This window comes from Paraburkholderia dinghuensis (assembly GCF_003837865.1).
GTDB lineage: Bacteria > Pseudomonadota > Gammaproteobacteria > Burkholderiales > Burkholderiaceae > Paraburkholderia > Paraburkholderia dinghuensis.
In genome coordinates this window covers 311398-336174 of record NZ_RQIS01000004.1, presented here as the reverse complement: position 1 = coordinate 336174, position 24777 = coordinate 311398, and the positions used below count along the sequence as shown (strand labels likewise).

The 24777-nt window shown below is 64.0% G+C and carries 22 protein-coding genes; 8 read left to right on the top strand and 14 right to left on the bottom strand.

The window, feature by feature from the left end; all coding sequences use genetic code 11:
- Nucleotides 1-102: 102 nt before the first annotated feature.
- The 8 genes from D1Y85_RS07860 to D1Y85_RS07825 form a co-directional block, all read right to left on the bottom strand.
- Nucleotides 103-1815 carry a SpoVR family protein gene (locus tag D1Y85_RS07860; RefSeq protein ID WP_124150485.1) on the bottom strand — a complete coding sequence of 571 codons (1713 nt, stop codon included), beginning with the start codon at nt 1813-1815 and terminating at the stop codon, nt 103-105.
- Nucleotides 1812-3080 carry a YeaH/YhbH family protein gene (locus tag D1Y85_RS07855; protein ID WP_124150484.1) on the bottom strand — a complete coding sequence of 423 codons (1269 nt, stop codon included), beginning with the start codon at nt 3078-3080 and terminating at the stop codon, nt 1812-1814. Before D1Y85_RS07855 ends, D1Y85_RS07860 begins: the two co-directional genes overlap by 4 nt.
- Nucleotides 3081-3253: 173 nt before the next feature.
- Nucleotides 3254-5176, bottom strand: a complete 1923-nt coding sequence (locus D1Y85_RS07850; RefSeq protein ID WP_124150483.1) for a PrkA family serine protein kinase — start codon at nt 5174-5176, stop codon at nt 3254-3256.
- Between the two features lie 582 nt (nt 5177-5758).
- Nucleotides 5759-6520, bottom strand: coding sequence for a 2-keto-4-pentenoate hydratase (locus D1Y85_RS07845; RefSeq protein WP_124150482.1), 762 nt, complete (start codon nt 6518-6520; stop codon nt 5759-5761).
- A 411-nt stretch (nt 6521-6931) separates the two neighbouring features.
- Nucleotides 6932-7870: a ribokinase gene (gene rbsK / locus D1Y85_RS07840; RefSeq protein ID WP_281278269.1), complete on the bottom strand. Its 939-nt coding sequence runs from the start codon at nt 7868-7870 to the stop codon at nt 6932-6934.
- A 126-nt stretch (nt 7871-7996) separates the two neighbouring features.
- A complete protein-coding gene (locus tag D1Y85_RS07835) occupies nt 7997-9061 on the bottom strand; it encodes a LacI family DNA-binding transcriptional regulator (protein ID WP_124150481.1) in 1065 nt (354 codons plus the stop codon).
- A gap of 514 nt (nt 9062-9575) precedes the next feature.
- A complete protein-coding gene (corA, locus tag D1Y85_RS07830) occupies nt 9576-10553 on the bottom strand; it encodes a magnesium/cobalt transporter CorA (protein ID WP_124150480.1) in 978 nt (325 codons plus the stop codon).
- Nucleotides 10554-10692: 139 nt separating this feature from the next.
- The gene (locus D1Y85_RS07825) at nt 10693-11175 is read right to left on the bottom strand and encodes a hypothetical protein (RefSeq protein ID WP_124150479.1); all 483 of its coding nucleotides are present in this window, start codon (nt 11173-11175) and stop codon (nt 10693-10695) included.
- 249 nt (nt 11176-11424) lie between these two features.
- Here D1Y85_RS07825 and cydX point away from each other — a divergent pair, with 249 nt between their 5' ends.
- Together cydX and D1Y85_RS07815 are read left to right on the top strand one after the other, a co-directional pair.
- Nucleotides 11425-11556, top strand: coding sequence for a cytochrome bd-I oxidase subunit CydX (gene cydX / locus D1Y85_RS07820; RefSeq protein WP_124150478.1), 132 nt, complete (start codon nt 11425-11427; stop codon nt 11554-11556).
- Nucleotides 11553-12155, top strand: coding sequence for a P-loop nucleotide/nucleoside kinase family protein (locus D1Y85_RS07815; protein WP_124150477.1), 603 nt, complete (start codon nt 11553-11555; stop codon nt 12153-12155). The genes cydX and D1Y85_RS07815 overlap by 4 nt, the downstream gene beginning before the upstream one ends.
- 53 nt (nt 12156-12208) lie before the next feature.
- Here D1Y85_RS07815 and D1Y85_RS07810 read toward each other — a convergent pair whose 3' ends face one another.
- The gene (locus D1Y85_RS07810) at nt 12209-13315 is read right to left on the bottom strand and encodes a saccharopine dehydrogenase family protein (RefSeq protein WP_124150476.1); all 1107 of its coding nucleotides are present in this window, start codon (nt 13313-13315) and stop codon (nt 12209-12211) included.
- A gap of 166 nt (nt 13316-13481) precedes the next feature.
- Nucleotides 13482-13946, bottom strand: a complete 465-nt coding sequence (locus D1Y85_RS07805; RefSeq protein WP_124150475.1) for an Lrp/AsnC family transcriptional regulator — start codon at nt 13944-13946, stop codon at nt 13482-13484.
- A 262-nt stretch (nt 13947-14208) separates the two neighbouring features.
- Here D1Y85_RS07805 and D1Y85_RS07800 point away from each other — a divergent pair, with 262 nt between their 5' ends.
- Both D1Y85_RS07800 and D1Y85_RS07795 read left to right on the top strand, forming a co-directional pair.
- Nucleotides 14209-14742: a Spy/CpxP family protein refolding chaperone gene (locus D1Y85_RS07800; RefSeq protein WP_124150474.1), complete on the top strand. Its 534-nt coding sequence runs from the start codon at nt 14209-14211 to the stop codon at nt 14740-14742.
- 228 nt (nt 14743-14970) lie between these two features.
- Nucleotides 14971-15405, top strand: coding sequence for a PGDYG domain-containing protein (locus D1Y85_RS07795; RefSeq protein ID WP_124150473.1), 435 nt, complete (start codon nt 14971-14973; stop codon nt 15403-15405).
- 33 nt (nt 15406-15438) lie between these two features.
- Here the strand turns inward: D1Y85_RS07795 and D1Y85_RS07790 are convergent, their stop codons facing one another.
- The 4 genes from D1Y85_RS07790 to D1Y85_RS07775 form a co-directional block, all read right to left on the bottom strand.
- Nucleotides 15439-15804, bottom strand: a complete 366-nt coding sequence (locus tag D1Y85_RS07790) for a DUF3022 domain-containing protein (protein ID WP_124150472.1) — start codon at nt 15802-15804, stop codon at nt 15439-15441.
- 45 nt (nt 15805-15849) lie between these two features.
- Nucleotides 15850-16665 (bottom strand): YhfC family intramembrane metalloprotease, encoded by an 816-nt coding sequence (locus tag D1Y85_RS07785; RefSeq protein ID WP_124150471.1) that lies wholly within the window; start codon nt 16663-16665, stop codon nt 15850-15852.
- 315 nt (nt 16666-16980) lie between these two features.
- Nucleotides 16981-17946, bottom strand: a complete 966-nt coding sequence (locus tag D1Y85_RS07780) for an NAD(P)-dependent oxidoreductase (protein ID WP_124150470.1) — start codon at nt 17944-17946, stop codon at nt 16981-16983.
- A gap of 166 nt (nt 17947-18112) precedes the next feature.
- The gene (locus D1Y85_RS07775) at nt 18113-19039 is read right to left on the bottom strand and encodes a LysR family transcriptional regulator (RefSeq protein ID WP_124150469.1); all 927 of its coding nucleotides are present in this window, start codon (nt 19037-19039) and stop codon (nt 18113-18115) included.
- A 122-nt stretch (nt 19040-19161) separates the two neighbouring features.
- On the opposite strand from D1Y85_RS07775, the gene D1Y85_RS07770 reads away from it, so the two are divergent.
- From D1Y85_RS07770 to D1Y85_RS07755, 4 genes are all read left to right on the top strand, one after another.
- Nucleotides 19162-20235 carry a YeiH family protein gene (locus D1Y85_RS07770; RefSeq protein WP_124150468.1) on the top strand — a complete coding sequence of 358 codons (1074 nt, stop codon included), beginning with the start codon at nt 19162-19164 and terminating at the stop codon, nt 20233-20235.
- Between the two features lie 272 nt (nt 20236-20507).
- Nucleotides 20508-21245 (top strand): glutathione S-transferase, encoded by a 738-nt coding sequence (locus tag D1Y85_RS07765; protein WP_124150467.1) that lies wholly within the window; start codon nt 20508-20510, stop codon nt 21243-21245.
- 126 nt (nt 21246-21371) lie between these two features.
- Entirely contained in the window at nt 21372-23117 is a 1746-nt protein-coding gene (locus D1Y85_RS07760) for a ClcB-like voltage-gated chloride channel protein (protein WP_124150512.1), read from the top strand.
- A 247-nt stretch (nt 23118-23364) separates the two neighbouring features.
- The gene (locus D1Y85_RS07755; protein WP_124150466.1) at nt 23365-24714 is read left to right on the top strand and encodes a C45 family autoproteolytic acyltransferase/hydrolase; all 1350 of its coding nucleotides are present in this window, start codon (nt 23365-23367) and stop codon (nt 24712-24714) included.
- Nucleotides 24715-24777 lie beyond the last annotated feature (63 nt).

The following is a 24777-nucleotide window of genomic DNA, read 5'->3' as shown; positions in this document are numbered from 1 at the left end:
GCGTTAGCCGACATGCACGGACGAAACGAAAAAGGCCAGCCCGCAGGCTGGCCTTCAACGTGATTGACGAGATTGGCGAAGCGCGAGCGACGCCCGGCGCGACTACGCCCTCACCGGCGGCGGCATGTAGCGACACTCGTAGCGTTTGCGCACGGTGCCGTTCTCGTCGACGCTTTCGAGAAACACGTCGAACTGCCACAGCCTTGCCATGTGGCGCAGCACCTCATCCGTGTCGCCGGAGAGATGGCGGTTGTCGCTCATGAAGTGGCGCAGCGTGAGACTGCGGTCGCCGCGCGTGTTGACCGACCACACCTGAATGTTCGGCTCGCGGTGATGCATGTCGTACTGCCGAGAGAGCGCCTGACGCACATACTGGTAGCCGCTTTCGTCGTGAATCGCCGAGACTTCCAGCGCGTCGCGCATGTCGTCGTCGAGCACGGAGAAGAGCCGCATTTCGCGGATCAGATGCGGCGAGAGGTATTGCGCGATGAAGCTCTCATCCTTGAAATTCCGCATGGCGTAGTGCAAAGACTTGAGCCACGGGCTACCCGCGAGTTCGGGAAACCATTTGCGGTCTTCGTCGGTGGGGTTTTCGCAGATGCGGCGAATGTCGCTCATCATCGAGAACCCCAGTGCATATGGATTGATGCCGCTGTAATAGGGTTTCGTGACCGGCGGCTGATACACGACGTTGCTGTGCGAATGCAGGAACTCCATCATGAAGCCGTCTTCGAGCTTGCCTTGCGCATAGAGCGTATTGAGCAGCGTGTAATGCCAGAACGTGGCCCATCCCTCGTTCATGACCTGTGTTTGCCGCTGAGGATAGAAGTACTGACCGATTTTCCGCACGATGCGGATCACCTCGCGCTCCCATGGTTCGAGTAGCGGCGCGTTCTTTTCGGCGAAATACAGCAGATTTTCCTGAGGTTCCGGCGGAAACCGCTCCTCCACTTCTTCGGCGACCGGTTGATGTCTCGCGGGGAGCGTGCGCCACAAATCGTTAACCTGCGACTGCAGATAGACCTCGCGTTCGCGACGCATGGCCGCCTCGCGTTCGAGCGAGAGTTTCTGCGGGCGCTTGTAGCGGTCCACGCCATAGTTCATCAGCGCGTGGCAGGAGTCGAGTAGTTCCTCGATGCGATCGAGGCCATAGCGCTCTTCACATTCCGCGATGTAGTTCTTCGCGTAGACGAGGTAGTCGATGATGGCGTGAGCGTCTGTCCAGAGACGGAACAGGTAATTGCCCTTGAAGAACGAATTGTGGCCGTAAGCCGCGTGCGCGATGACGAGCGCCTGCATCGTCATCGTGTTCTCTTCCATGAGATACGCAATGCATGGATTCGAGTTGATGACGATCTCGTACGCGAGCCCCATCTGGCCGCGCCGGTAGCTCTTTTCGGTAGAAAGAAAGTGCTTGCCGAACGACCAGTGGCGATAGTTCACCGGCATGCCCACCGATGCGTAGGCGTCCATCATCTGCTCGGCGCTGATCAGTTCGAGCTGGATCGGATAGACGTCCAGTTCATATTGCTCCGCAACGTGCGAGATGTGCGTGTCGTACTCTTCGATCAACTCGAAGGTCCAGTCGGATGGGCAAGGCAACGGCCTTCTATCGGCTACGTTCATCTGCACTTCCTTTTGCTGGCTTTGCGCGCGCTCCGTCTCACGGGCGGGCTCGGCGGCATGCCCGCGCTCCCCGGCGGCGGACGCAGTGGCGTCCTCCTGCACGCCATGCTGCCCTTTTTCGTGGCCGCCAGTTTTCTGGCGCTCTGGCTGATAGCCGCGCGCTTCGTTATGCAAGTGGCGCGTCGTCATGATGTCTCCACCTGCTTTTCGAAAAGCTCCCGGAAAACCGGGTAGATATCCGCCGCGGTGTCCACTTTTTTCATCGCCAGATGCGGTTCGGTGAGCGCCAGCTGTGCGTATTCGAGCCAGAGATTTTGCTCTTCCGGCGTCACCTGAATATACGCAAAATACCGCACCTTTGGCAGGATGTCATCCGCGAGGATCTTCTTGCACTTGGGCGAATCGTCCGTCCAGTTATCGCCGTCCGACGCCTGCGCTCCGTAGATGTTCCAGTCGGTCGGCGAATAACGGTCCTCGATCACCTCCCTCATCAGTTCCAGCGCGCTGGAAACGACCGTGCCCCCGCTCTCGGTCGAATGGAAGAAGGTATCTTCGTCGACCTCTTCGGCACGCGTATGGTGGCGGATGAAGACCACCTCGATGCGCTCGTAATTGCGCTTGAGGAACAGGTAAAGCAGGATGAAAAAGCGCTTGGACAGATCCTTGCGCTGCTCGTCCATCGAACCCGATACATCCATCAGACAAAACATGACCGCCTGGCTCGACGGCTGCGGCTGTTTTATGCGGTTGATGTAACGCAGGTCGAAAGGGTCGATAAACGGGATGCGCCAGATGCGTCCGCGCAAATGGTGAATCCGCTCGTCGAGCAGGCGGATTTCTTCGCGCCGGTCGGCAGGATCGGCCTTGAGCACCTCAAGCTGCTCTTCGAGTTCGTGAAGTTCGTTGACAAGTGGCGCGCCAAGCGCAATGCGGCGCCCGAGCGCACTGCGCAGGGAGCGCACGACGTCGATATTGTTGGGTGTGCCCTCGGCCGCCCAGCCCACGCGGATGCTCTTCCACGTAGGCACGGCCATCAGATGGGTTTTGACGAGACGCGGCAGTTCGAGGTCGTCGAAGAAGTACTGCATGAACTCTTCGCGTGAAAGCTCGAAAACGAAATCGTCCTGCCCTTCGCCCTCGTTGCTCGCCTGGCTCCCGCCACCGCCCGCACCGCCCTGCGGACGCGGAATGCGGTCGCCGCGCACGTAGTCCTCGTTGCCCGGATGGACCATCTCACGCCGGCCGCCGGGACCGTGGCGGAAAGACGGTTCGGCGATGTCCTTACGCGGAATCGTAATGCTCTGGTTCTTTTGTATTTCCTTGATGCTTCGGTCGCGCACCGCTTCCGAGACGGCGTGACGAATATAGTTTTTCACGCGGCGCAAAAAGCGCTCGCGGTTTGCAATGCTCTTGTTCTTGCCGGCCAGCCTGCGGTCGATGATTTGATGAAGCACATCCAGTCTCCCGCTCGAGTTTCGAATGGCGAGGCGCTGCGCGATTGGCGCTAGCGGCGCAGGCCGTCTACTTCGCGCTTACGGCCATGCGCTGCGTGCCACACCGGAAGTCCGGGCGGGCAGCCTGTATGCAGCACAGGCTGCGCCCCGACCGGACAGTAAAGCCACGTTGCTCATGACGACTTGCGCACCCGCAGATACCAGTCACAGAGCAACCGTACCTGCTTCGGCGTATAGCCCTTCGTCACCATGCGGTTGACGAAGTCTTCATGCTTGCGCTGCTCTTCTGCCGAACCTTTCGCATTGAACGAGATAACCGGCAAAAGTTCTTCCGTATTGGAGAACATCTTCTTCTCGATCACCACGCGCAATTTCTCGTAGCTGATCCAGGCCGGATTCTTTCCGGCGTTGCCTGCGCGCGCGCGCAGCACGAAGTTGACGATCTCGTTGCGGAAGTCCTTGGGATTGCTGATGCCCGCAGGCTTCTCGATCTTCTCCAGTTCGGCGTTGAGCGCCGCGCGGTCGAAACTTTCGCCCGTGTCGTGGTCGCGGAACTCCTGATCCTGAATCCAGAAGTCCGCATACGTGACGTAGCGGTCGAATATGTTCTGCCCGTATTCCGAATACGATTCGAGGTAAGCCGTCTGGATCTCCTTCCCGATGAACTCGGCGTAGCGCGATGCCAATACGTCCTTCACGAACGACAAAAACTTCTGCTCCGTTTCCGGCGGGAACTGCTCGCGCTCGATCTGCTGTTCGAGCACGTACATCAGATGCACCGGATTTGCGGCAACTTCGGTCGAATCGAAGTTGAACACGCGAGAGAGAATCTTGAATGCGAAGCGCGTGGAGACGCCGTTCATGCCTTCATCCACGCCAGCGAAGTCGCGATACTCCTGATACGACTTTGCCTTCGGATCGGTGTCCTTGAGGTTTTCACCGTCGTAGACCTGCATCTTCGAAAAGAGGCTGGAATTCTCGGGCTCCTGGAGACGCGTGAGCACCGAAAACTGGGCCATCATCTTGAGCGTGCCAGGCGCGCACACAGCATCGGCCAGCGACGAATTGCGCAGCAGCTTCTCGTAGATCTTCATCTCTTCCGAGTAGCGCAGGCAGTACGGCACCTTCACGACAAAAATCCGGTCGAGCAGCGCTTCGTTATTCCGGTTGTTGCGGAACGCCTTCCACTCGGACTCGTTCGAGTGCGCAAGGATGATGCCGTTGAACGGAATCGCGCCGAATCCTTCGGTACCCTTGAAATTGCCTTCCTGCGTCGCGGTGAGCAGCGGGTGCAGCACCTTGATCGGTGCCTTGAACATTTCGACGAATTCGAGCAAACCCTGATTCGCGAGGCACAGGCCGCCGGAATAGCTGTACGCATCGGCATCATCCTGCGCGTATTGTTCGAGCTTGCGGATATCGACCTTGCCGACGAGCGACGAGATGTCCTGATTGTTCTCGTCGCCTGGCTCCGTCTTCGCAATACCGACCTGCCGCAGGATCGATGGATAGCGGCGCACTACGCGGAAGCGACGAATATCGCCGTTGTACTCGTGCAGACGCTTGACGGCCCAAGGGCTGAGAACGCTCTTGAGATAGCGGCGCGGAATGCCGTATTGCTCTTCGAGAATGGGTCCGTCTTCGTCGTAATCGAACAGACCGAGCGGCGATTCGTTCACGGGCGATCCCTTGATCGCATAGAACGGCACACGCTCCATGAGCTGCTTGAGGCGCTCGGCAATCGACGATTTGCCACCGCCCACCGGACCGAGCAGATAGAGAATCTGTTTCTTTTCTTCGAGGCCCTGGGCCGCGTGGCGGAAATACGCGACCACCTGCTCGATCACGTCCTCCATGCCATAGAACTCGCGGAACGCGGGATAAACCTTGATGACCTTGTTCGCGAAGATGCGCGACAGGCGTGGATCGTGACGAGTGTCTATCTGTTCGGGTTCGCCGATTGCAGTGAGCATGCGCTCGCCGGCTGTGGCGTACGCACTGGGATCTTCTTTGCAGAGCGCGAGATACTCCTCAAGCGAGAACTCTTCCTCTCGCGTTTTTTCGAAGCGGTTCGCGAAGCTGCTGTAGATATCCATGCTACCTCCTCGCTAGATCTGCGACGGATGTCGTGCGCGGCGCGCCCACAGGGAAACGACATCGCCCGAATTCATCCTAAACCCTTTTGAATTTTTTTTCACACATAAATCGCGCCTGATGCCCTGATGGAAAGAGCGCTTGGACGGCTGCCGATCACGCCGTACAATTATCTTCCCCGGTCGCGCAATATTCGGGCCGCGCGGCATCCGGAAGGCCTGATCCACTCTATGCGTCAATGCCCTGGTGCGCAGGGCGTTTCGTCATCGAGCCTTCCCGCAGTCTCACCCTTTTCTTGTGGCATCACTGTGCCTTTGCGCGCTGTTGTCGCTACACGTCACCGTTTATTTTTTTCCCGCTTTACGTGCAACTGCCGCATGTTTCGTGAAGCTCGCATGCCTATGTGGGATTCGCCCTGGGTCGGATTCCTGTCCCTGAAGTCAGTAATGCTTTTGCCGCGGACGAAACTGGCACGCTCGACAGCTTGTGCGGGCAATGAACACGGGGCAAAAAAGAAAGCCGTCGCACCCTGTGCCGACGGCTTTTTACTTGTTCGATGCCGGGGTGCGGTGGCGCCGCCCGCTTCAAACGAACTCGATTTCCACCTCGCCGAGTCCGTCGATATGGCCATGCAGCAGCCCCGGCACATCGAGGCGATGCGCGCCGACGTATGTACCCGTTGTCACAGTCCACTCGGATTCGATCGTGATGCCCATGGCCGCGCAGTGGTTGACGAACCAGACCAGCAATTCGCGCGGATCGCCCGCAGGATTGCCGGAAGCCTCGGACACGAGCGACGTGCCATTGAACGTCAGTTCAAGTTTCGGCGCGACGAAATCAAACGAGCGTGCAAGCGCACTATATGGCACCGCGTGGCCGGTCACGAGCGCGCCGTTGTTCTGCGCGTCAGCGAGTTGCGCGAGCGGCGCAACGTTCGGCCATTCGGCGAAGCGACTGTCCACGATCTCGATGGCCGGCAGGATCTGTCCAACCCGCGCGAGCACCTCGTCGCGCGCATAGGCATCGGCGCGCGGAGCGATAGGCTCAGCGAAGCGAAATGCAACCTCCAGTTCCACCAGCACGCGAAAGAACGCTTGCTGCTCGAGGCGCGCGGGCGAGGCATGGACGAGCGGCGCCGGTATCGGCGCACCCGACGCCGGGCCACCCGGTGTGCGCGCGCCGACCTTCCACGCCCCCGTGGTCGTACCAAGGCCCGCTAGCACCGCCTGCTGGACGGCATAGGCCGTGGCCGCATCGGGCGGCAGGTGCTCGGGCGCCACCGTGACGATCGGTTGATGCCGGCGGCGCGCATTCACGAGGAGCTGCGCGAGATGGTCATGCGTCATGTCTGGGTCCTTTTGTTCTGTCACACACGACCGGCACCAGGCGCCGGCGAACTCGGGTGTCGTTGCGTCAGGGGCGCTTCCGTCGGGGATGCCCCCGGCAAGACATGAGCGCCCGGAGCGCCACGGAGCGGCGCCCGAATGCCGACGCGCGCAGTGTACCGCGCCGCCGGACCACGGTCATGACAGCGTCCCTCAATTTACCGTAACTGTGACGCCGCAGCGTGCGGGCTCCCACGGAGCGGAATGAAAAGAAATGCCACTGCAACACAGCGGCGCGACCGAGGGCGGCACGCGAGAACGCTTGCACGACGTGGCGGTACGACGCGCGGCCCGGTGCGCAAAATAGTGACAAACCGTGAGAATCGCCGGGCGACGGTGCTGCGGCGCGTCGCGCTGCAGCAGCCAGGCGGGTTAGACCGGCACTTCGTGGAAGCGCGGAATGGAAGGTTGCGCGCCCGCGCGCGTCACCGAGATCGATGCCGCGCGCAATGCGAAGTGCACGGCTTCGGGTGCCGCGACGCCAGCGGCCAGCCTTGCAGCCAGGGCGCCGATGAACGTGTCGCCAGCAGCAGTCGTATCGATCGCAGCGACACGCGGCGCCGGCCACAGCGCGGGCGGCGAGTCCCCGAGCAACGCGCAAACGCCCTGTGCGCCGAGCGTGACTATCACGTTGCACGCGCCCCGGCTACGGAGCGCCGTGGCAGCGCGCCCGGCGTCCTCGGGCGTGCTTGCCGGCAGGCCCGTGAGCGCCGCGGCTTCGAGTTCGTTCGGTACGAGGTAATCGGCGAGCGGCAGCCACTCCGCCGGCAGCGGGCCTGTGGCGGGTGCGGGGTTGAGGATCGTTGTTTTCCCGAGCCGTTTCGCAACGGTGAGCGCCGCATGCACGGCGTCATAGGGCGTTTCGAGCTGGCAGACCACCACGTCGGCCTGGGCAAGCACGGCTTCGTGCCGGGCAATCGTGTCGGGAGTCACTTCGCCATTGCTGCCCGCGACGATGACAATCGCATTCTGGCTCGCTTCGTCGACGACAATCAGCGCCACACCGGTTGGCGCCTGCGGCGACGTTTCCAGCGCACTGCAGTCGACGTCCTCCGCAGCAAGTCCCGCGCGGAGCACCGTACCGTTGGCATCGGCGCCGGTGCAGCCGATCATCGCGACCTGCGCGCCGAGGCGAGCGGCGGCGACGGCCTGGTTGCCGCCCTTGCCGCCGGCGACCTGCGCAAACGCGCTTCCCGCGAGCGTCTCCCCGGGATGAGGCAGGCGCGGCGCACGCACGACGAGGTCCATGTTCAGGCTGCCGACCACCGCGACGCTTCCGCGTGCGGGTCGGGTGAGCGTCTCAGTCGCCACGGGTTCTCCTGCGTCGAGGGATGGTGTCGAGTGGCGCTGCGCCCGTTTTTCGCAAATCGCTTCAAACGGCCGCTTCAAACGACCACTTGAATCGGTCGCTCGAACCGGCTCCTGCAAGCGCCTCCCTCAGGCGGCCCCTTCCAGCACGGCGCCCGAGGCCGCGACCGGCTCCGGCTCGACCGCGCCGGAAACCGCCCCAGTCGATTCTCGCACGATGAGCCGCGGCGCCGCCACGTGCCGGACTCCGGGCGGTGAGGCCTCGGCCCCGCCCGAGATGCGCTCGATCAGCTTGAGCGCGGCCATTTCGCCGAGCGCCCGCACCGAGTGCCCGACAGTCGACAGCGCGGGCCAGGTGAAACGGCCAAACTCGATATCGTCGAAGCCGATGATCGAGCAATCGTCCGGCACGGAAACGCCGCACTCAGCCGCGGCGCGCAGCGCGCCGATACCCATCATGTCGCTACAGGCGAAGATCGCGGTAGGACGCACGGTGTCGAACAGTTGTGCCGCCGCACGATAGCCGCCCGGTGCCGAGAAATCGCTCTCGACGATCGCGCCCGGCGCGATCTCGATACCGCGCGCGGCCATCGCACGCAGGAAGCCATGCACGCGCATCGCGCTCACGGCCATCGAGACCGGCCCCGTAATGCAGCCGATGCGCGAGTGGCCCAGTTCGATCAGGTGCCGCGTCGCGAGCCATGCGCCGCGCTCGTGGTCGATCTGCACGAGATCGGCGCTGAGGCCTTCGATGTTGCGGTCCACCACGACGAGCGGCTCGCGCGCGTCGGCGAGGGTTGCCGCGAGCACCGCGTCCTCCCCGGCCGACGCCACGATCAGACCATCGATGCGCTTCTCCTGCAGCACGCGCAAATAGTTGCGCTGCTTGAGCGGATCGTCGTCGGAATTGCAGAAGAAGACGCAGTAGCCCTTCTGCGCGCAGCCGTCCTCGACGCCGCGGGCCAGTTCCGCGAAGTACGGATTCGTGCCGTTCGGCACCAGCAACCCAATCGTCGCGGTCGAGCGCGCCTTGAGCGAACGCGCTACCGCCGAAGGCACGTAGTTCAGCTCGCGGATCGCGCGCTCGACCTTGGTCCGAACGTCTGCCGACACCGGTCGCGAGTTATTCACCACGTGAGACACCGTGGTGAACGACACCCCCGCCACGGCGGCCACATCCTTGATCGTCGCCATTTTCTTATTGCTCCTGCCTCGTTTGCTGCCTGTTGCGGCCGCGTCGCGTTGCTCAGCGCGCCCGTCACTGCGAGCGCCGCGATACGGAAATTGCCCCCCGACACGCCGCACGTGTCGCGCGGACCACGCCCCGAGCGATCGCTCGCCAGGTACGCGTAGCACTCGCACCCGAGGGATCCGCTCTACGGGTACTCACGCTACGCATGGCATTTGGGCGGTGGCATGCAAAGCGCGGCGCGCCCGGCCTCCATCCAGCCGGCCGCGCCGATATCGTCGCCATCACGTAACACATAACGGCTTACAGGCGTATTTCTTGAGCCCTATTTTCAGCAGGCGTTGCAGACCGCGCACCTCGGGGCTGGCGTCACGACGCCGCGACCACGGCCGGCGCTTCGAGCACGCGCAGCACCCCGGGATTTTTCTTCTATTTCTCGATGGTCCCGAAGCTTGCCTCTATTCCGGACGCGGCCGGCCTGGCCGCGCAGCCGGCCGTACGCCGCGGTGTGTCCCGGATTCAGAGCCACCCGCCGCGGCGGAACAGGAAGTACAGGATTCCGTCGATGGTCGCCATGGCGGCGAGGCAGATCTGGAAGCCGAAGCGGGACTGCAATGCGGGAATCGACTGGAAATTCATCCCGTAGATACCCGCGATCAGGGTGGGCACGGCGAAAAGCGCCGCGAACGCGCCAAGCCGCTTGGTCACCTCGCCCTCGGCGACCGAAATCATGCCGAGGTTCACCTGAACCGCCGTAACGATCATGTCGCGGCGTGCGTCGATCATGTTCGACACGCGCACGAGGTGGTCGTAGACATCGCGGTAGTACGCCTGCATACCCGAGCAGATCGACGGAACGCGCCCGCCGACGAGCTTGCCCACCGCATCCACAAGCGGCGTGATGTGATGCTGGAGGATCACGAGGCGGCGCTTGAGCGAATAGAGGTCCTGGATGATCGCGCGCGAGGCCGCGAGGCTGTGCTTCTCGAAGATGCGATCCTCGAGTTCCTCGATTTCTTCCGAAAGCACTTCCACCACCGGCGTGTACCGGTCGACGACGCTGTCGACGAGCGCGTAAAGCACGAAGCCCGCGCCTTCCTTGAGCAGCTCCGGTTCGCGTTCGCAGCGCGCACGCACGTCCTGAAAACCCTGCTGCGCGCGATGGCGCACCGAAACCACGAAGTTCGGCCCCGCGAAGATGTTCACCTGGCCGATGATCAGTTCGCCGTCGTCGCCGGTCTCGATGGTGTGCAGGACCGTGAAGAGCGTGTCGCCGTAATCCTCGATCTTCGGCCGCTGCCCGCCTCGCATGACGTCTTCGATCGCAAGCGCATGCAGGTCGAACTCCTCCTTCATGGCGGCCATCTCGGCGTCGTCGGGGTCCTTGAGCGCGACCCAGACGAAGCACTCGGATTGGGCGAGGTAGTCGCTGATGTCCTTGATCGCAACATCGCCCAGTTTTTTGCCGTTCTGATACGCGGCGCAATTGATCAGCATGTGTTTTTCGTTCCGGCGACGGGCGCAGCCCGTGCTGAGATTGATCCTGGCGTGGCTCCGGTTCGCCAGTATAGGGCGCTTCACGGCGACCCGCGCTGCGCCGGACACCTCCCCGCGAGCACGCGAATCGCTACAGGCGTTACTGCCCAACGCGCCGGATCAGGACGCGGTGATCGGTGTCGAAAGTGACGCTTGCGCGGTTCGTGTAGCGCGGGTCGACCACGAAGCGGATCTCAACCAACGGATCGAACTGCGTCGTCACGCCGATCCGGTGCACGCCCGGAACCAGATACAGCACGACGTGCTCGCCGTTCATCAGGTCGGTGACCTGCTTGCCGTCGACGTAGAGCGGCGCATCGCGGAATTTGACGATCACATTGCCAGTTCGTTCGCGCCGCACGTCCACCGCGACGAGCCCTTCGCCCGGTTGCACATAAACGGGTAGCAAAACGCGTTCGGCAGGCACGGGCTTGAACGGCACCGGCGTCGCGGGTGTTTCGCCGCAGCCGGCGACTGTCAGCACGCCGAGCATGGCGAGCGCCAGAACGCGTGACGCGGCGCGATAACCACGGTGCACATTAGCAGCGGGTTCGAGCAAGGCACGGAACACGCGCGAAGCCATGGACGCTACCCCTGTCTATGTCGGTCTGCCTGGTCGCCTTCCAGGGCCGCAGCCCCGCTGTGCGCTCATCATACGCGCGGACGGCGCGGCGTCCCGGCGCACGTGTCTGCCCCGCCACGCGCTTGCGCAGCGCACGCATACCGGCCATCATCGTCGGTACAACATTCGCGCGGCAAGCGGCGGCGCTGCGCCGCGCTTCAAGGCAATTCAAGGCAACTCAAGGCAACTCAAGGCAAGGAGAAAGAAACGATGGGGTACTTCACGTGGATAGCGGGCATCGGGGTTGCACCCGGCTTCGGCGTCATTAACGCGATGTGGCTCGAAGCGAGCGGCCACGGTAAGGGCACACCGCAGGGCAACGCAGGGAAGCGCCGTTCGTGACACGACTCGTATTTATGTGCGGCCACGCGGGCACCGGCAAGACAACGCTCGCGAAGCGCCTGATAGGCCCGCTCGGCCGCGCCACGGGCGAGGCGTTCTGCCTGCTCGACAAGGACACGCTCTACGGCCGCTACAGCGCCGCCGCCATGGCCGCGCTCACGCACGATCCAAACGACCGCGACAGCCCCCTCTTCCTCCAGCATCTGCGGGACCCCGAATACCAGGGGCTCCTCGACACTGCCCGCGAAAACATCGAACTCGGCGTCAGCGCGATCGTCGTGGGGCCGCTTTCGCGCGAAATTCGCGACCGTCGGCTCTTCGACCGTGCATGGCTCGGCGTCGCGCCATCGGTGGAGATCGCGGTGGTCTGGGTGCAGACATCGGAAGACACGGCGCACAGTCGCATCATCGCGCGCGGCAATCCGAACGACGCCTACAAGCTCGCCCACTGGGACGAATACCGGCAGCGCCGATTCGTGCCGTCGGGCGCGCAGTGCGACGGGCTCATCGTCTTCGACAACACGGCGCCAGGCGTGGCTGAATACGACGCGCTGCTTCAGCGCATCGTTCAGACGGGCCAACAACCGCCGGCAGGCTGAGGACCGCCTGCCGACGTCCGCTTGCGTATCAGGCAACGAACCAGGCGACGAGTCTAGGCAACCAGCGCCGACGCCCTGACATCGAGCGTCGAGCCTTCGTACACCTGACCAAACCGGTTTGCGAGGAACGCGTCCAGCGACACCTGTTCCTGGCGCACGAAGCCCTTTTGCGGCAGCACCCTCTCCCGGAACAGATCGAGCACGGCGCACATCGCGCCTGCGGTGGTGATCTGGATTGCGCTCATCGGCATGCCGCATACCGTCTTCGCGAAGATCTTGCGCGTGAACACTTCCTGGATGAGCTGACCGTCGCGCATGCCCGTGACCGTCATGAAGATCAGCACGACGTCCTGCCCGGTTGCAGGCACCGCACGGCGCAGGATCGACTTGAGCGTCTCGCGGTCGGTGGCAAGGCGCAGATCTTCGAGCAGGAATTGCATCAGCGCACGATGGCCCGGATAGCGCACCGACTTGTAGTCGAGCGATTCGACGCGACCTGCCAGCGTCTCGCACAACGTGCCGAGGCCACCCGAGGTGTTGAACGCCTCGTACTCCACACCATCCAGCGAGAAGTGTTCGAGGCCCTCCAGCGGCTGCAACGATTGAACGCGGCTGTCGCGAATCGCCTCGCACGGCTGGCAATACTCGTTGATGAGACCGTCCACGCTCCAGGTCAGGTTGTACTTGAACGCGTTGGTGGGAAACTGCGGCAAAGCGCCGACGCGCATCTTCACGTCGCGTATCTCGGTGAAACGGCTCGCAAGCGCGTGCGCTGCAATACCGATGAAGCCCGGCGCGAGTCCGCATTGCGGCATGAAGACGCGATCGGCGCCATCGGCGAGCGCGCGGATTGCGTGGGTCGCACGCACGTCCTCGGTGAGATCGAAATAATGGACGCCTGCGTGCTTCGCCGCCGACGCCACGCTCACCGCCAGGTAATACGGCAGCGCATTCACGAGCACATCGTATCCGGCCAGCGCGCGGCGCATGGCGGCGGCGTCGGCGGAGTCGACACGCTCGACGGGAATGCCCTGGGCAGCGAGCTTATCGAGTGCACTCCCGTCGCGGTCGAGGGCGGTCACCTCGTAGTCCCCGGTCTCGCGCAACATGTGAGCAATGGTATGGCCGATCAGGCCGGCACCGGCAATCGCGACTTTCATCTTGCATCTCCTTTGTTCTATGTTCCGGGGCGGGCCGTTCCCGCTACGGACAGTCTAGGGAGGTGCAAAAACGGTTCATAGGCGCAAAATGATGCGTTTCGACCGAGTTTTTCGACATTTCGACGATAGAGTTCGACGATTCGTCGAAACAAGCGAATGAACGGCTTCAGCCCGCGATCGTCCCGCGGTCGATTTTGCGTGCGAGCACGATCGAGGTCGTGGTGCGCTCGACACCCGGCATGGTACCGATCTGGTCGAGCAGGTCATTGAGGCGATCCGGCGTTTCGGCACGCAGCCACGCGACATAGTCGTATTCGCCACTGACCGCGCACAGCAACTGCACCTCGGGCATCTTGCCGAGGCGTTTGAGCAAATCCGCGCCATGCTTTGGCGCGATGATCAGACCCACCCACGCCTGAAGGCTCGCGTCGAGCACGTCCTGTCCGAGCCGCGCGCCATAGCCCGCGATCACTTGCGATCGTTCCAGCCGGGCGATGCGCGCGAGCACCGTGGTGCGTGCAACGCCGAGCCGGCGCGCGAGGTTCGCGACGCTCTCTCGCGCATTCTCCTGCAGCAGCGCGACGAGGTTGCGGTCGAGGTCGTCGAGTTGGTCGAGGCGCGGCGGTCTCATTGATGGGTCGTCTGACAGGTCGAGTTGAAATGGCGCCATTATCGCGCGCAGTGCGGCGCAGGCGGCATCGGGAAAACGCGGCGGGCGCGCCATCGGCGTCCGGCACCGTTTGCGCGAGCGCAAATCCGGAGGTTTCGACCGGTTTCACATGTAAGGAGTTGTCGCGTCCAGACCGCGATGCGCCGTTATCGTGGTACTAATATTCGCTTCAATCGATGCGGCATTACGCCCAACTCGCTACGAAACGAACTAAGGAGTAGCCATGAAGAAAGCTTTCGTCGTCCTTGCGACCACACTGTCGATAAGCGGCGCCTTCGCGCAGAACGCTGCGACGCCGGCCGCGCCGTCGTCGGCAGCCGTCGAAGCGGGCGTCGCCGAACATCAGCAGCGCGTTGAGGAACGCATCGCCTTCCTGCACTCGACGCTGAAGATCACGCCCGACCAGGAGGCGCTCTGGAAGACTTTCGCGGACCAGATGCGCACCAACGGCCAGTCCATGGGCGAGCTGTTCAAGCAGCGCGCGGAAGGCCAGAGCACGCGTAACGCGCTCGACGACATGAAGGAATACGCGAAGATCACCCAGGTTCACGCCGACGAGATGCAAAAGCTCGTTACGGCATTTGAGCCGCTGTACAACAGCTTCTCCGCCGATCAGAAGGCGATTGCGGACAAGACCTTCCGCCATGGCGCGCCGGAACGCGGCGGTAATGGTGGCAAACGGCCGAAGAACAAGCACAACTCGCAGGCGAAGCCGGCCGACGCAGCGCCTGCGGCGAGCGACCCGGCAGCGCAGTAATCCAGGCGATCACCCTCGCGCAGTATCCCAATGCCGCAGTATCCCAATGCGTTACCCGCGCAGTCACACGGGAAGACCTGGCCGCCGTGACGCACAAAACGACGTGCGTGGCGGGCCGATTCGAGGTACGCTTGCGGGCCGCGCGACGGCCGGGCTCAATTGCCAGAATTGCCCGGCCGTCGCCTCATCCGGAACACGCTTTTTCGATGCAGGTCCGCTTGCCCCATCATGATTGAACTCACCCAACTCGACCTGCGCACCGACGCCGCCGCCCAGCGTGTCGTCAAGGACGAAACCGTTGCCGTCACGTTTGCTGCCGCTCCCGGCGAACTGATGAGCCTCGAAGGCCCGAACCGTTACGCACAAGGCGACGCGATCATCACCGGCTCGACGGGCGAGCGCTGGGTCGTCTCGCGCGAGCGTTTCGATGCAAAGTACCTGCCCGCCGATACCGCACTTACGCATGGTGAATCCGGTGCGTATCGCAACCTGCCTGCCGTCGTGCTGGCGAAGCGCATGACCGAACCGTTCGCCATCACCCGGTCCGCAGGCGGCGACCACCTCACCGGTGCGGCAGGCGACTGGGTCATGCAGTACGCGCCCGGCGACTACGGTGTGGTTAAAGCCGAGCGTTTCGCCAAGGTCTATCGTCTCGCCGACTGACCGGCCACACCCACCTCACCCACCCTCACCGCTTCACGCAAACTCCTCGTCCAGTTCCAGCGTCACCTCGCGCGGCACGCTCTCGCCTTTCGCGTGCTGCTCTTCGAGCGAACCGATCAGCGCTTCCACGTAGGCCCGCAGCACGGCGAAGCTGCGGCCGCGCAACCGCGCAGGCAGCGCGCGATAGCGGGCAAGCGCGGCAGGTGCGATCGCGATCGTCAACGTCATGCGTCGCGCCGCTGATCCGAAGCGCATCGCCACCCATTGCACGGTCAGGAGCGGCGCGCCGTTTTCGGCGGGCAGTTCGGCAAAACGCGTCTGCTCAGGAAAGAGGTCCGCGATCACGTGGGCCAGTTCCTCGAAGTCGGGACTCGTGCATTCAAACAGATAGGTTTCCATCAGCGCCAACGAAAAGGTGAAGAGACGCGCCGGATTGAGGCCGGCTCACGCTGCACGTGCGGCACGCCCTTGCAGCCGGCACACGCGAATCAGAACGACCGCGACCACGATCGCCGCGAGGACATACGCACCCTCCACCATGAGGAGCGGCAGCACGCGCGCCTGATACATCGCGGCAGGCACATCGGTCAGCGCATGGAGGACGATCATGAGCGGCAGGATGCCCTTCCTTCCTGCGCGCACGCCACGCCACATCAGCACGGAAAAGCCGATCTGGAACACGAACGCCGCCGCGCGCTCGGCGGCGAACACGAGCGCCATCAACGGCGACAGGTTCGCGAGAATCATATGCACGCGCAACACGGCGTCCATCGAAAGATTGGCGAGATGTTCGTCGAGTTCACCGCGATTGGCGAGTACGGCGAACACGATCCACTGCAGTTGCACGAGCACGCCGACGAGCCACGCCTCCGCCCCGCCGTGGCCAATGCCGTAGCCGATGCCCGTTTTGTCTGAGTCGAGTCGCACGGATGCCTCGCCGTGCGCGCGTCGAGCCAGCAGGCGCATGGCGATGTAACGGCCCACCTCTTCGCACACGCCGGCTGCGAGCGCCCCATACGCGACGAACGCAAGCGGGTGGTCGAGCCAGCTGGCGGTCACAGGATTGCCGTGAAGCACGAAGCCGTTAAGTGCTCGTTCGATCACGGTCGCGAACAATGCAAACACGGCGATACCTGCAATCGTATCGCGCCAGTCGAGCGCGAAGGGACGACGCAGCCGCCGATACAGCAACACGGGCAAAGCAGCGACAAAGAGCGTCGCGAGCGAGAGGCTGAGCAGCGTGATCGGGGCTACGGTCATGAGGGTCCTTGTGACGATCGGCAGGCGCGGGTGCGGGCCGAAGCCCGAATCATCGCAGATATCCGGGCCGACGCGCAGCCCCGGCCGACGCGTCCTGGAGAAACGGCCCCTGCGATACGCGCGTCGGGTCGCGCGCCATGCGTTCGCATTCGCTGCGCTGCGTGGTCGGACCATCGCGCGCTTTCCATGCGCCCGCGCCGAACCGGCTAAAGCACGGATAGCGCACTATTCAGATAAAACTGGTCTTGCCGATGCCCGCTTCGCGGACGACGTCGCTGATGGTCGCGCGGTGCGCCGGCATAACCTCGCCACCGCTCATCGTGCGAGCACCTCGCGGTTCACGATGTTGCGATCGAGCTTGCCCGCGAGCGCCGCAACGAGATTTTCGGCGGCACAGCGTGCCATCGCGTGCCGCGTTTCGTACGTGGCCGAGCCGATGTGCGGCAGCGCCACGACGTTGGGCATCGCGAGAAGCGGCGACGTGGGTTCGAGCGGCTCGCGTTCGAACACGTCGAGCCCGGCACCGCGGATCGTGCCTGCTTCGAGCGCCGCGACAAGCGCTGCTTCGTCGACGGTCGCGCCGCGCGACGCGTTGATCAGAATCGCGCTGCGCTTCATCGTGCGCAGTTCGTCAGCGCCGATCAGATGATGCGTCTCGGGTGTGAGGGGCACCTGCAGGCACACGAAGTCCGATGTGGCGAGCAGTTCGTCGAGTGCGACGCGGCGGGCGCCATAGTCGCGTTCCGCTATCGCGTTCGCGCTGCGGTTCGTGTACTGCACCTTCATATTGAAGCCGAGCGCCGCACGCCGCGCCACCGCACCTCCAATGCGCCCGAGCCCGATGATGCCGAGCGTCTTGCCCTGCACCTCGACACCGAATTGCGCCGAGCCGACACTCACCATCCACTTGCCGGCCTTGACCCAATCGGCCAGTTCGACGACGCGGCGCGCGCTCGCGAGAATGAGCGCGAACACGGTATCGGCTGTCGATTCGGTTAGCACGTCGGGCGTGTGTGCGAGGACGATGCCGCGTCTCGTGAGATCGGCGATGTCGAACTGGTCGTAGCCAACCGAGATCGTGGAGAGCGCCCTCACGCGCGAGCCTTCGAGCATCGCAGGTGTGATCGTCACGCTTGCGCCGATCGCGCCGTCGGCATCGCGTAGCGCGGCAGCCAGCGCGCCTGGCGTCTGCGGATCGACGACGACGAGTTCCGCGTGTTCACGTAGCCAGGCAGCTACGTCGTCGGGCAAGGTCTTGTAAACAACGATTTTCTGAGTCATGTCCATTCATTCCCGGGCCGCGTCGCGACGTAGCTCTGCGAGCCATCGCACCGCGGCTTTACCGCGAGCGCGAACCCGACCGGATCGGCGAGCGCCGCGCTCATGAACGCCTAGGATGCCGCAGTCGAGAGCCTCGCACCAGGACGCCCTGTCCGAAACGGCGCAGCTACGTCCCCTCGCCCGGGGTCGCGCCATCGCCGACCGCCTGGGCGAGACACAGGTCGAGAAATCGCTGCGCGACCCGCGAGGCCGCGGCCCCGTGCGGGACGAGAATCGAGAATCGCCGTACGAGCGGGTCCGGCCCAATCCCGATCTTGCACAGCGCGTCATCTTCGTGGCGCATCGACATGGCCGATACGAAGCCGATCCCCATGCCCGCGCGCACCGCCTCTTTCACGCCCTCCACACCGGCAATTTCCAGGGCGATACGCATCGGCACGTCGGCGCTTGTGAACGCACGCTCGACGATCTGGCGCACACCCGAACCGGCCTCGCGCAGCACGAGCGGGTAGTCGCCGATCGCAGCAAGCGGGACACCCGTGTCCGGCGCCAGCGCGCGCGCAGCGAGCGGATGGGCGCGCGGCACGATGGCAACGATCTCGTCGTCGCGCCACGGATATACGACGGTATCGGCCGGCAACGGCGTGTCGGCTGCGCCTTCGATCATCGCGATATCGAGTGCGCCGAGCATGCCGACCACGTCGGACGTGTTGCCGCTCGTCGTTTCGAGCTTCACGCCTGGAAAACGCCGGTGGAACGCCGCCACCAGATACGGCAGCAGATAGCTCGCGGGCGTCGTGCTCGCGCCGATGCGCAGCGTCCCTTGCTCCAGCCCGCGCAGCGCGTCGCGGAAGGCGAAGGCGTCACGCCAGCTATCGCGCAGCCGCGCCGCGTAGGCGGCCAGTTGCTCGCCGGTGGGCGTGAGGCGCACGCCGCGGCCGTCGCGCAGATAAAGCGGCTCGCCGAACTCCTCCTGCAAAAGCCGCAACTGGCCCGACACCGCGGGCTGCGAGAGATGGAGCGCCTGCGCGGCCCGGCTGATGTTGCGGTGCTCGGCGACGGCGGCAAAAGTTATCAGTTGTTCCGGGGTCATGAGCTAGAACTATCGGATTAGCTTATATATTACGTCACAAATCACGATTTTTCATATCGATATATCCAAACTAGGATAAGCGCATAAATTCCATCAATGCTTTAGCTGATTCCGGGTTCACCATGTCCGCCTCGCCGTCAACGACCGTCGCGCTTCAACCCTCCGCCACCCGCGGCAAGATCAACGGTGTTCTGTTCGTCGCGCTGTTCGCCGCCGCTGTCACCCGACTCGCCGCGCTGCCCGCGATTGCCGGGCTGGGCATGAGCCCGCTCATCATCGGTATCGCCGCCGGGGCAGTCTACGGCAACGCCCTGCGCGACGGGATGCCCGCGAGCTGGGCTGCCGGCGTCAACTTCTCCGCGCGCAAGCTGCTGCGCATCGCCGTCGCGTTTTTCGGCTTGCGCGTGAGCCTTCAGGAGATCGCCCAGGTGGGTGTGCCGGGGCTCGTCGAATCGGTCACGATCGTCGTGAGCACGCTCCTGATCGGCACCTGGGCAGGCATGAAGCTCATGAAGCTCGATCGCGACACCGCCATCCTCACCGCCGCCGGCAGCGCGATCTGCGGCGCGGCCGCCGTGCTGGCCTTCGAATCCACGCTCCAGTCGAAGCCCCACAAGAGCGCGATGGCCGTCGGCAGCGTCGTGCTTTTCGGCACGCTCTCGATGTTCCTCTACCCCGTGCTCTATCGCGCGGGCTGGCTCCATCTCGACACCCTCGGCGCCGGTCTCTTCTTCGGCGGCACGATCCACGAAGTGGCGCAGGTCGTCGGCGCGGCGTCCAATGTGAGCCCCGAAGCCACGCACATTGCCACCATCGTCAAGATGACGCGCGTGATGTTGCTCGTGCCGGTGCTGCTCGTGCTCGGCGTGTGGCTCAATCGCCAGGCACGCGGAAACGGCGCCGACCACGCGGCGCACGGCGCACGCAAGATCGCGGTACCTTGGTTCGCGCTTGGCTTCCTCGCCCTCGTGATCGTGAACTCGCTGCATGTGCTGCCGGCCCCTGCCACGCAGTCCATCAACGCACTCGACACTTTCGCCCTCACCATGGCGATGACCGCTCTCGGTATGGAGACGCGCATTTCCCAGATCCGCGAGGCCGGCCCGCGTGCACTGACCACCGGCCTTATCGTCTACGTGTGGCTGATCGGTGGTGGTCTCGCGATCACCTGGGCCGTCGAGCGCCTGTTCGGCTGACCGTGCACACGACAGGCGCGTGAGCGCCGCAGTGCCGGCCTCGCTGGCAGAAAGCCCCGCTTCGTGCGGGGCTTTTTGCGTTTTGGCCAGGGCCCGCGCAAGGCTCCGGACGCATCGCGGTAACGCGACACGCACCGCCCATACGTGCCCGTTGCGCGCGATACTGTGCCGTGCTGTCTGCATCGCGGGTGGGGTCACGACAGCTTTGCATGGGACCAGATGGGACCGGAGTCAGGCGCTAAAGCGCCAACGCTGGTCGACCGGAGCAACCGATGGCATACGAACTCTATTACTGGGACGGCCTGCAGGGCCGCGGCGAATTCGTGCGGCTTGCACTGGAGGAGGCACAGGCGGCGTATGTCGACGTGGCGCGCGGCGAAAAAACGGACAGTCTCGGGATTGGCGCAATGATGGCGAAACTCGACAGCCGTTCGGACGCGTACCCACCCTTTGCGCCGCCGTTTCTCAAGGATGGCGACCTGCTGATCCCGCAGACCGCAAACATCCTCTTCTATCTCGGTCCAAAGCTGTCGCTCGCGCCGCGCGACGAAGGTCTGCGCTACGTGGCGAACGGCCTCCAACTGACGATCGCCGATCTCGTGACCGAAGTCCACGACACGCATCATCCGATCGCGAGCGGCCTCTATTACGAGGACCAGAAGGGCGAGGCGAAGGCGCGTTCCGCCGACTTCCTCGCGCATCGCATGCCGAAATTCCTCGGTTACTTCGAGCGTGTGCTCGTGCAGAACCCATCCGGACCGCAACACATGGCTGGCGACACGCTCACCTACGTCGACCTGTCGATCTTCCAGATCGTCGAGGGTTTGCGCTACGCCTTCCCGAAGGCGACGAAGCATCTCGCCGATCACTACCCTCACATCGTCGCGCTGCGCGACGCCGTGGCCGCGCGCCCGAACATCGCCGCGTATCTCGCGTCGCCGCGCCGCCTGCCGTTCAACGAGACCGGCATCTTCCGGCACTACCCGGAACTCGACCGGTCCGCGCGCTAGCGGCCCCCGCGCACCTCGCCCCGTGCCGCCCACCCGGGCGCCGCGCCTCGCAACACCCGTGCCATGCGGGGCGCAATGCTATGCTTGCGCTCGGCGCCGCTTACCCACATTCCTGACCTGTCCATCGTGCTGTCATTCCTGCTGAAACTGCGCACCCGTGCCCGCGAGTTTTTCCGGCTCTCGGACGCGCATACGATGCTCATCTGGTCGGTCATCGTCGGTCTCGCCGGCGCCTTCGTGACGGTGCTCTTTCGCCAAGGCATCGCGCTCCTCGAGCACCTTTACGCGGGCACGTCGGGCAGCCTCGTCGAAATCGCGGAACATCTCCCGTGGTACATGCGCATCGCGGTGCCCACGGCAGGCGGCATCATCGCGGGCTGCCTGCTGATCTTCGCGAAGCGCAAGACGTCCGCCGAAACCGCGCGCACCATTCACTCCGATTACGTCGAAGCCGTCGCGATCGGTGACGGGGTGATGCCGGTCGGCGCGAGTCTCTGGCGCAGCGCGTCGTCGCTCTTCACGATCGCGAGCGGCGGATCGATCGGCCGCGAGGGCCCGATGGTGCAACTCGCCGCGCTCGCCGCATCGCTTCTCGGCCGCTGGATCCACTTCGACCCGCAGCGCCTGCGCCTGCTCGTCGCGTGCGGCGCGGCAGCCGGCATTACGTCGGCGTATAACGCGCCCATCGCCGGAGCTTTCTTCGTCACCGAGATCGTGATCGGCTCGATCGCGATGGAAAGCTTCGGGCCGCTCGTGGTGTCGTCCGTCGTCGCGAACATTACGATGCGCGAGTTCGCGGGATACAAGCCTCCGTACCAGATGCCCGAGTTCCCGACGATCACAGGCATCGAGGTCGTGCTTTTCGTCGTGCTCGGTCTCCTGTGCGGAGCGCTCGCGCCGCAGTTCCTGAGTCTGCTCGACGCCACGAAATCGCGCGTCACGCGTCTGCAGATACCGCTACCCGTGAAACTCGGGCTGGGCGGACTCGTGGTCGGCATGCTCTCGGTGTGGACGCCGGAGGTCTGGGGCAACGGCTACAGCGTCGTCAACTCGATCCTTCATTCGCCGTGGACCTGGACCGCCCTCGCCACCGTGCTCGTATTCAAGCTTATTGCGACGGCTGCGACGGTCGGCTCGGGTGCCGTCGGCGGCATCTTCACGCCAACGCTCTTCATGGGCGCCGTGGCTGGCTGCCTGTTCGGCCAGGCGGTGCATGGACTCTTGCCGGATGGCACGTCCGCGCCCTATGCGTATGCGATAGTCGGCATGGGCGCGTTCCTCGCGGGCGCCACCCAGGCGCCGCTGATGGCGATTCTCATGATCTTCGAGATGACGCTCAGCTATCAGGTCGTGCTGCCGCTCATGCTTTCGTGCGTCGTCGCGTATTTCGTGGCGCGAGCGACGGGCAAGGCGTCGATGTACGAGATCACGCTCCACCGCAACCGCGAGGAAGAAGAGCGCGTGCGCCTGCGCTCGACGCAGATGCGCGCGCTGATCCGCCCGGCCGACACCGTCGTGCATGCCGACGCCACCGTGCCCGACATGACACGCGTATTCCTCGAATATCCGGTGAAGTATCTCTACGTCACCGATGCTTCGGGCCACTTCCTCGGAGCAGTCGCGCTCGCCGACATCACCTCGGATCTGCTGCAAAAGCGCGATACGTCGCAAAAGCGCGCTGCCGACTACGTGCAGATGCCGTTCGACGTGCTCACGCCGGACATGTCGCTCGCGACGGGCCTTCAGCATTTCATGGCATTCCGCGGCGAACGGCTGCCTGTCATCGAAAGCGCGCTGCAGCCGACGCTCGCTGGCGTCGTCTACAAGACCTCCCTCCTCGATGCTTATCAGCGACTGAATCCCGATCGGTAAATCCGCCGCACAGGGTGCGTGACGCGCCTGTGGCCACGCAACCCCACGCAACGCAATAGCCCCGAAAGCCGCATGCCTCGTGCGTCTTCGCTCGCTCGCCGCGCAACGCGCCACGTGTCAAAGCGCAGCGGATTTTCTACAATGGAAACCAGCCGCGCGTCCGGTCCCCGCGTATTTGCGGGACTCGGGAACCCGGCAGGCGCCGCCAGGCAGAAGCGGTGCAAAGGGTCCAATCCGCGGAGCGAAGATGAGCGAACCGTCCCTCGATGCCGTGCGCCGCGATCATGCGGGCTGGATCTTCGTGCACCTCGAAGGCGAACCGTACGATCGTGGCGAGCAGCACGGCCAGTTGCTCGGCAACGAGATCCGCAATGCGATCCGCACGGCGCGCTATCTCGCGAAATGGGACACGGGCGAGGACTTCGACACATTCGTGAATGCCGCCGTCGCGCAATTCGCGCCGCGGCTCGATAACGAATTCGCCGACGAGATCCAGGGCATCGCCGATGGTGCGAAGCTGTCATTCGCCGAGGTGCTCGCCTGGAACGGCTATATGGATCTGCTGCAGGGCTGGTGGCCGACACATACGGCCGCGCGAGATCCGCAACAGGGGGCAGCGAGGCCGTGGCGCGGCCGGCGCGGCCACCACTGCAGCGCCTTCATTGCGACCGGCAGCGCCACGCGCGACGGCCGCATCGTCATGGCGCACAACTCGTGGGACCGTTACGCGGCCGGCGACGCCTTCAACGTGGTGTTCGACATCGTCCCCGATTCGGGCCACCGCATTCTCATGCAGGGCCTGCCCGGCTGCATCTCGAGCCTCACCGATTTCTGGATCACGTCCGCTGGCCTGATGATCACGGAGACGACCATCTCGAACTTCATCGGCTACCGCACGAGCGGTGCGCCTGAGTTCTACCGCTCGCGGCACGCGACGCAGTATGCGTCGAGCATTGGACAATGGTGCGAAATGTTCGCGGTCGCAAACAACGGCGGCTATGCGAACAGTTGGCTGCTCGGTGACGTGAAGACGGGCGAAATCGCACGCTACGAACTGGGACTGCAGCACACGGGCTTCGAAATCACGAAGGACGGTTTTTTCAGTGGTTTTAACGCGGCGACGGACCTCAAGATCCGCAATCAGGAATGTGCCGGTGAAGGCGACGACTTCACCGATGTGCGCCACAACGGTGCGCGGCGCCTGCGCTTCATGCAGCTCGCCGAGCGGCACCACGGCAAAATCGACGTCGAACTGGCCAAGGAGATGATCGCCGACCACCACGACGTCTATCTGGACCGCGACGACAACCCGTGCTCGCGCACGATCTGCGGCCACCTCGAACTCGATGACGCGCGCTTTCCCGGCTCTGATCACGGACCGTTCAACCCGTGGGGGGCCAACGACGGCAAAGTCGTGGACAGCGAAATGGCGCGCGACCTGGCGTTCTGGGCGCGTTGGGGCCATCCGTGCGGCCGTCCGTTCGACGCGCAGGCGTTCATGCTGCGCCATCCGCAATGGAACTGGCTGAACGGCTACATGCGCGACCGGCCGTCCTGGCCCTGGACGCGCTTCGACGTTCTGCGTTCGGGCACCTGAGCCCCTGAGTTCCGCACAGCCGCGCCTCTCGTCCGCATTCCGCCAAAAAGCACGCATGTTCGC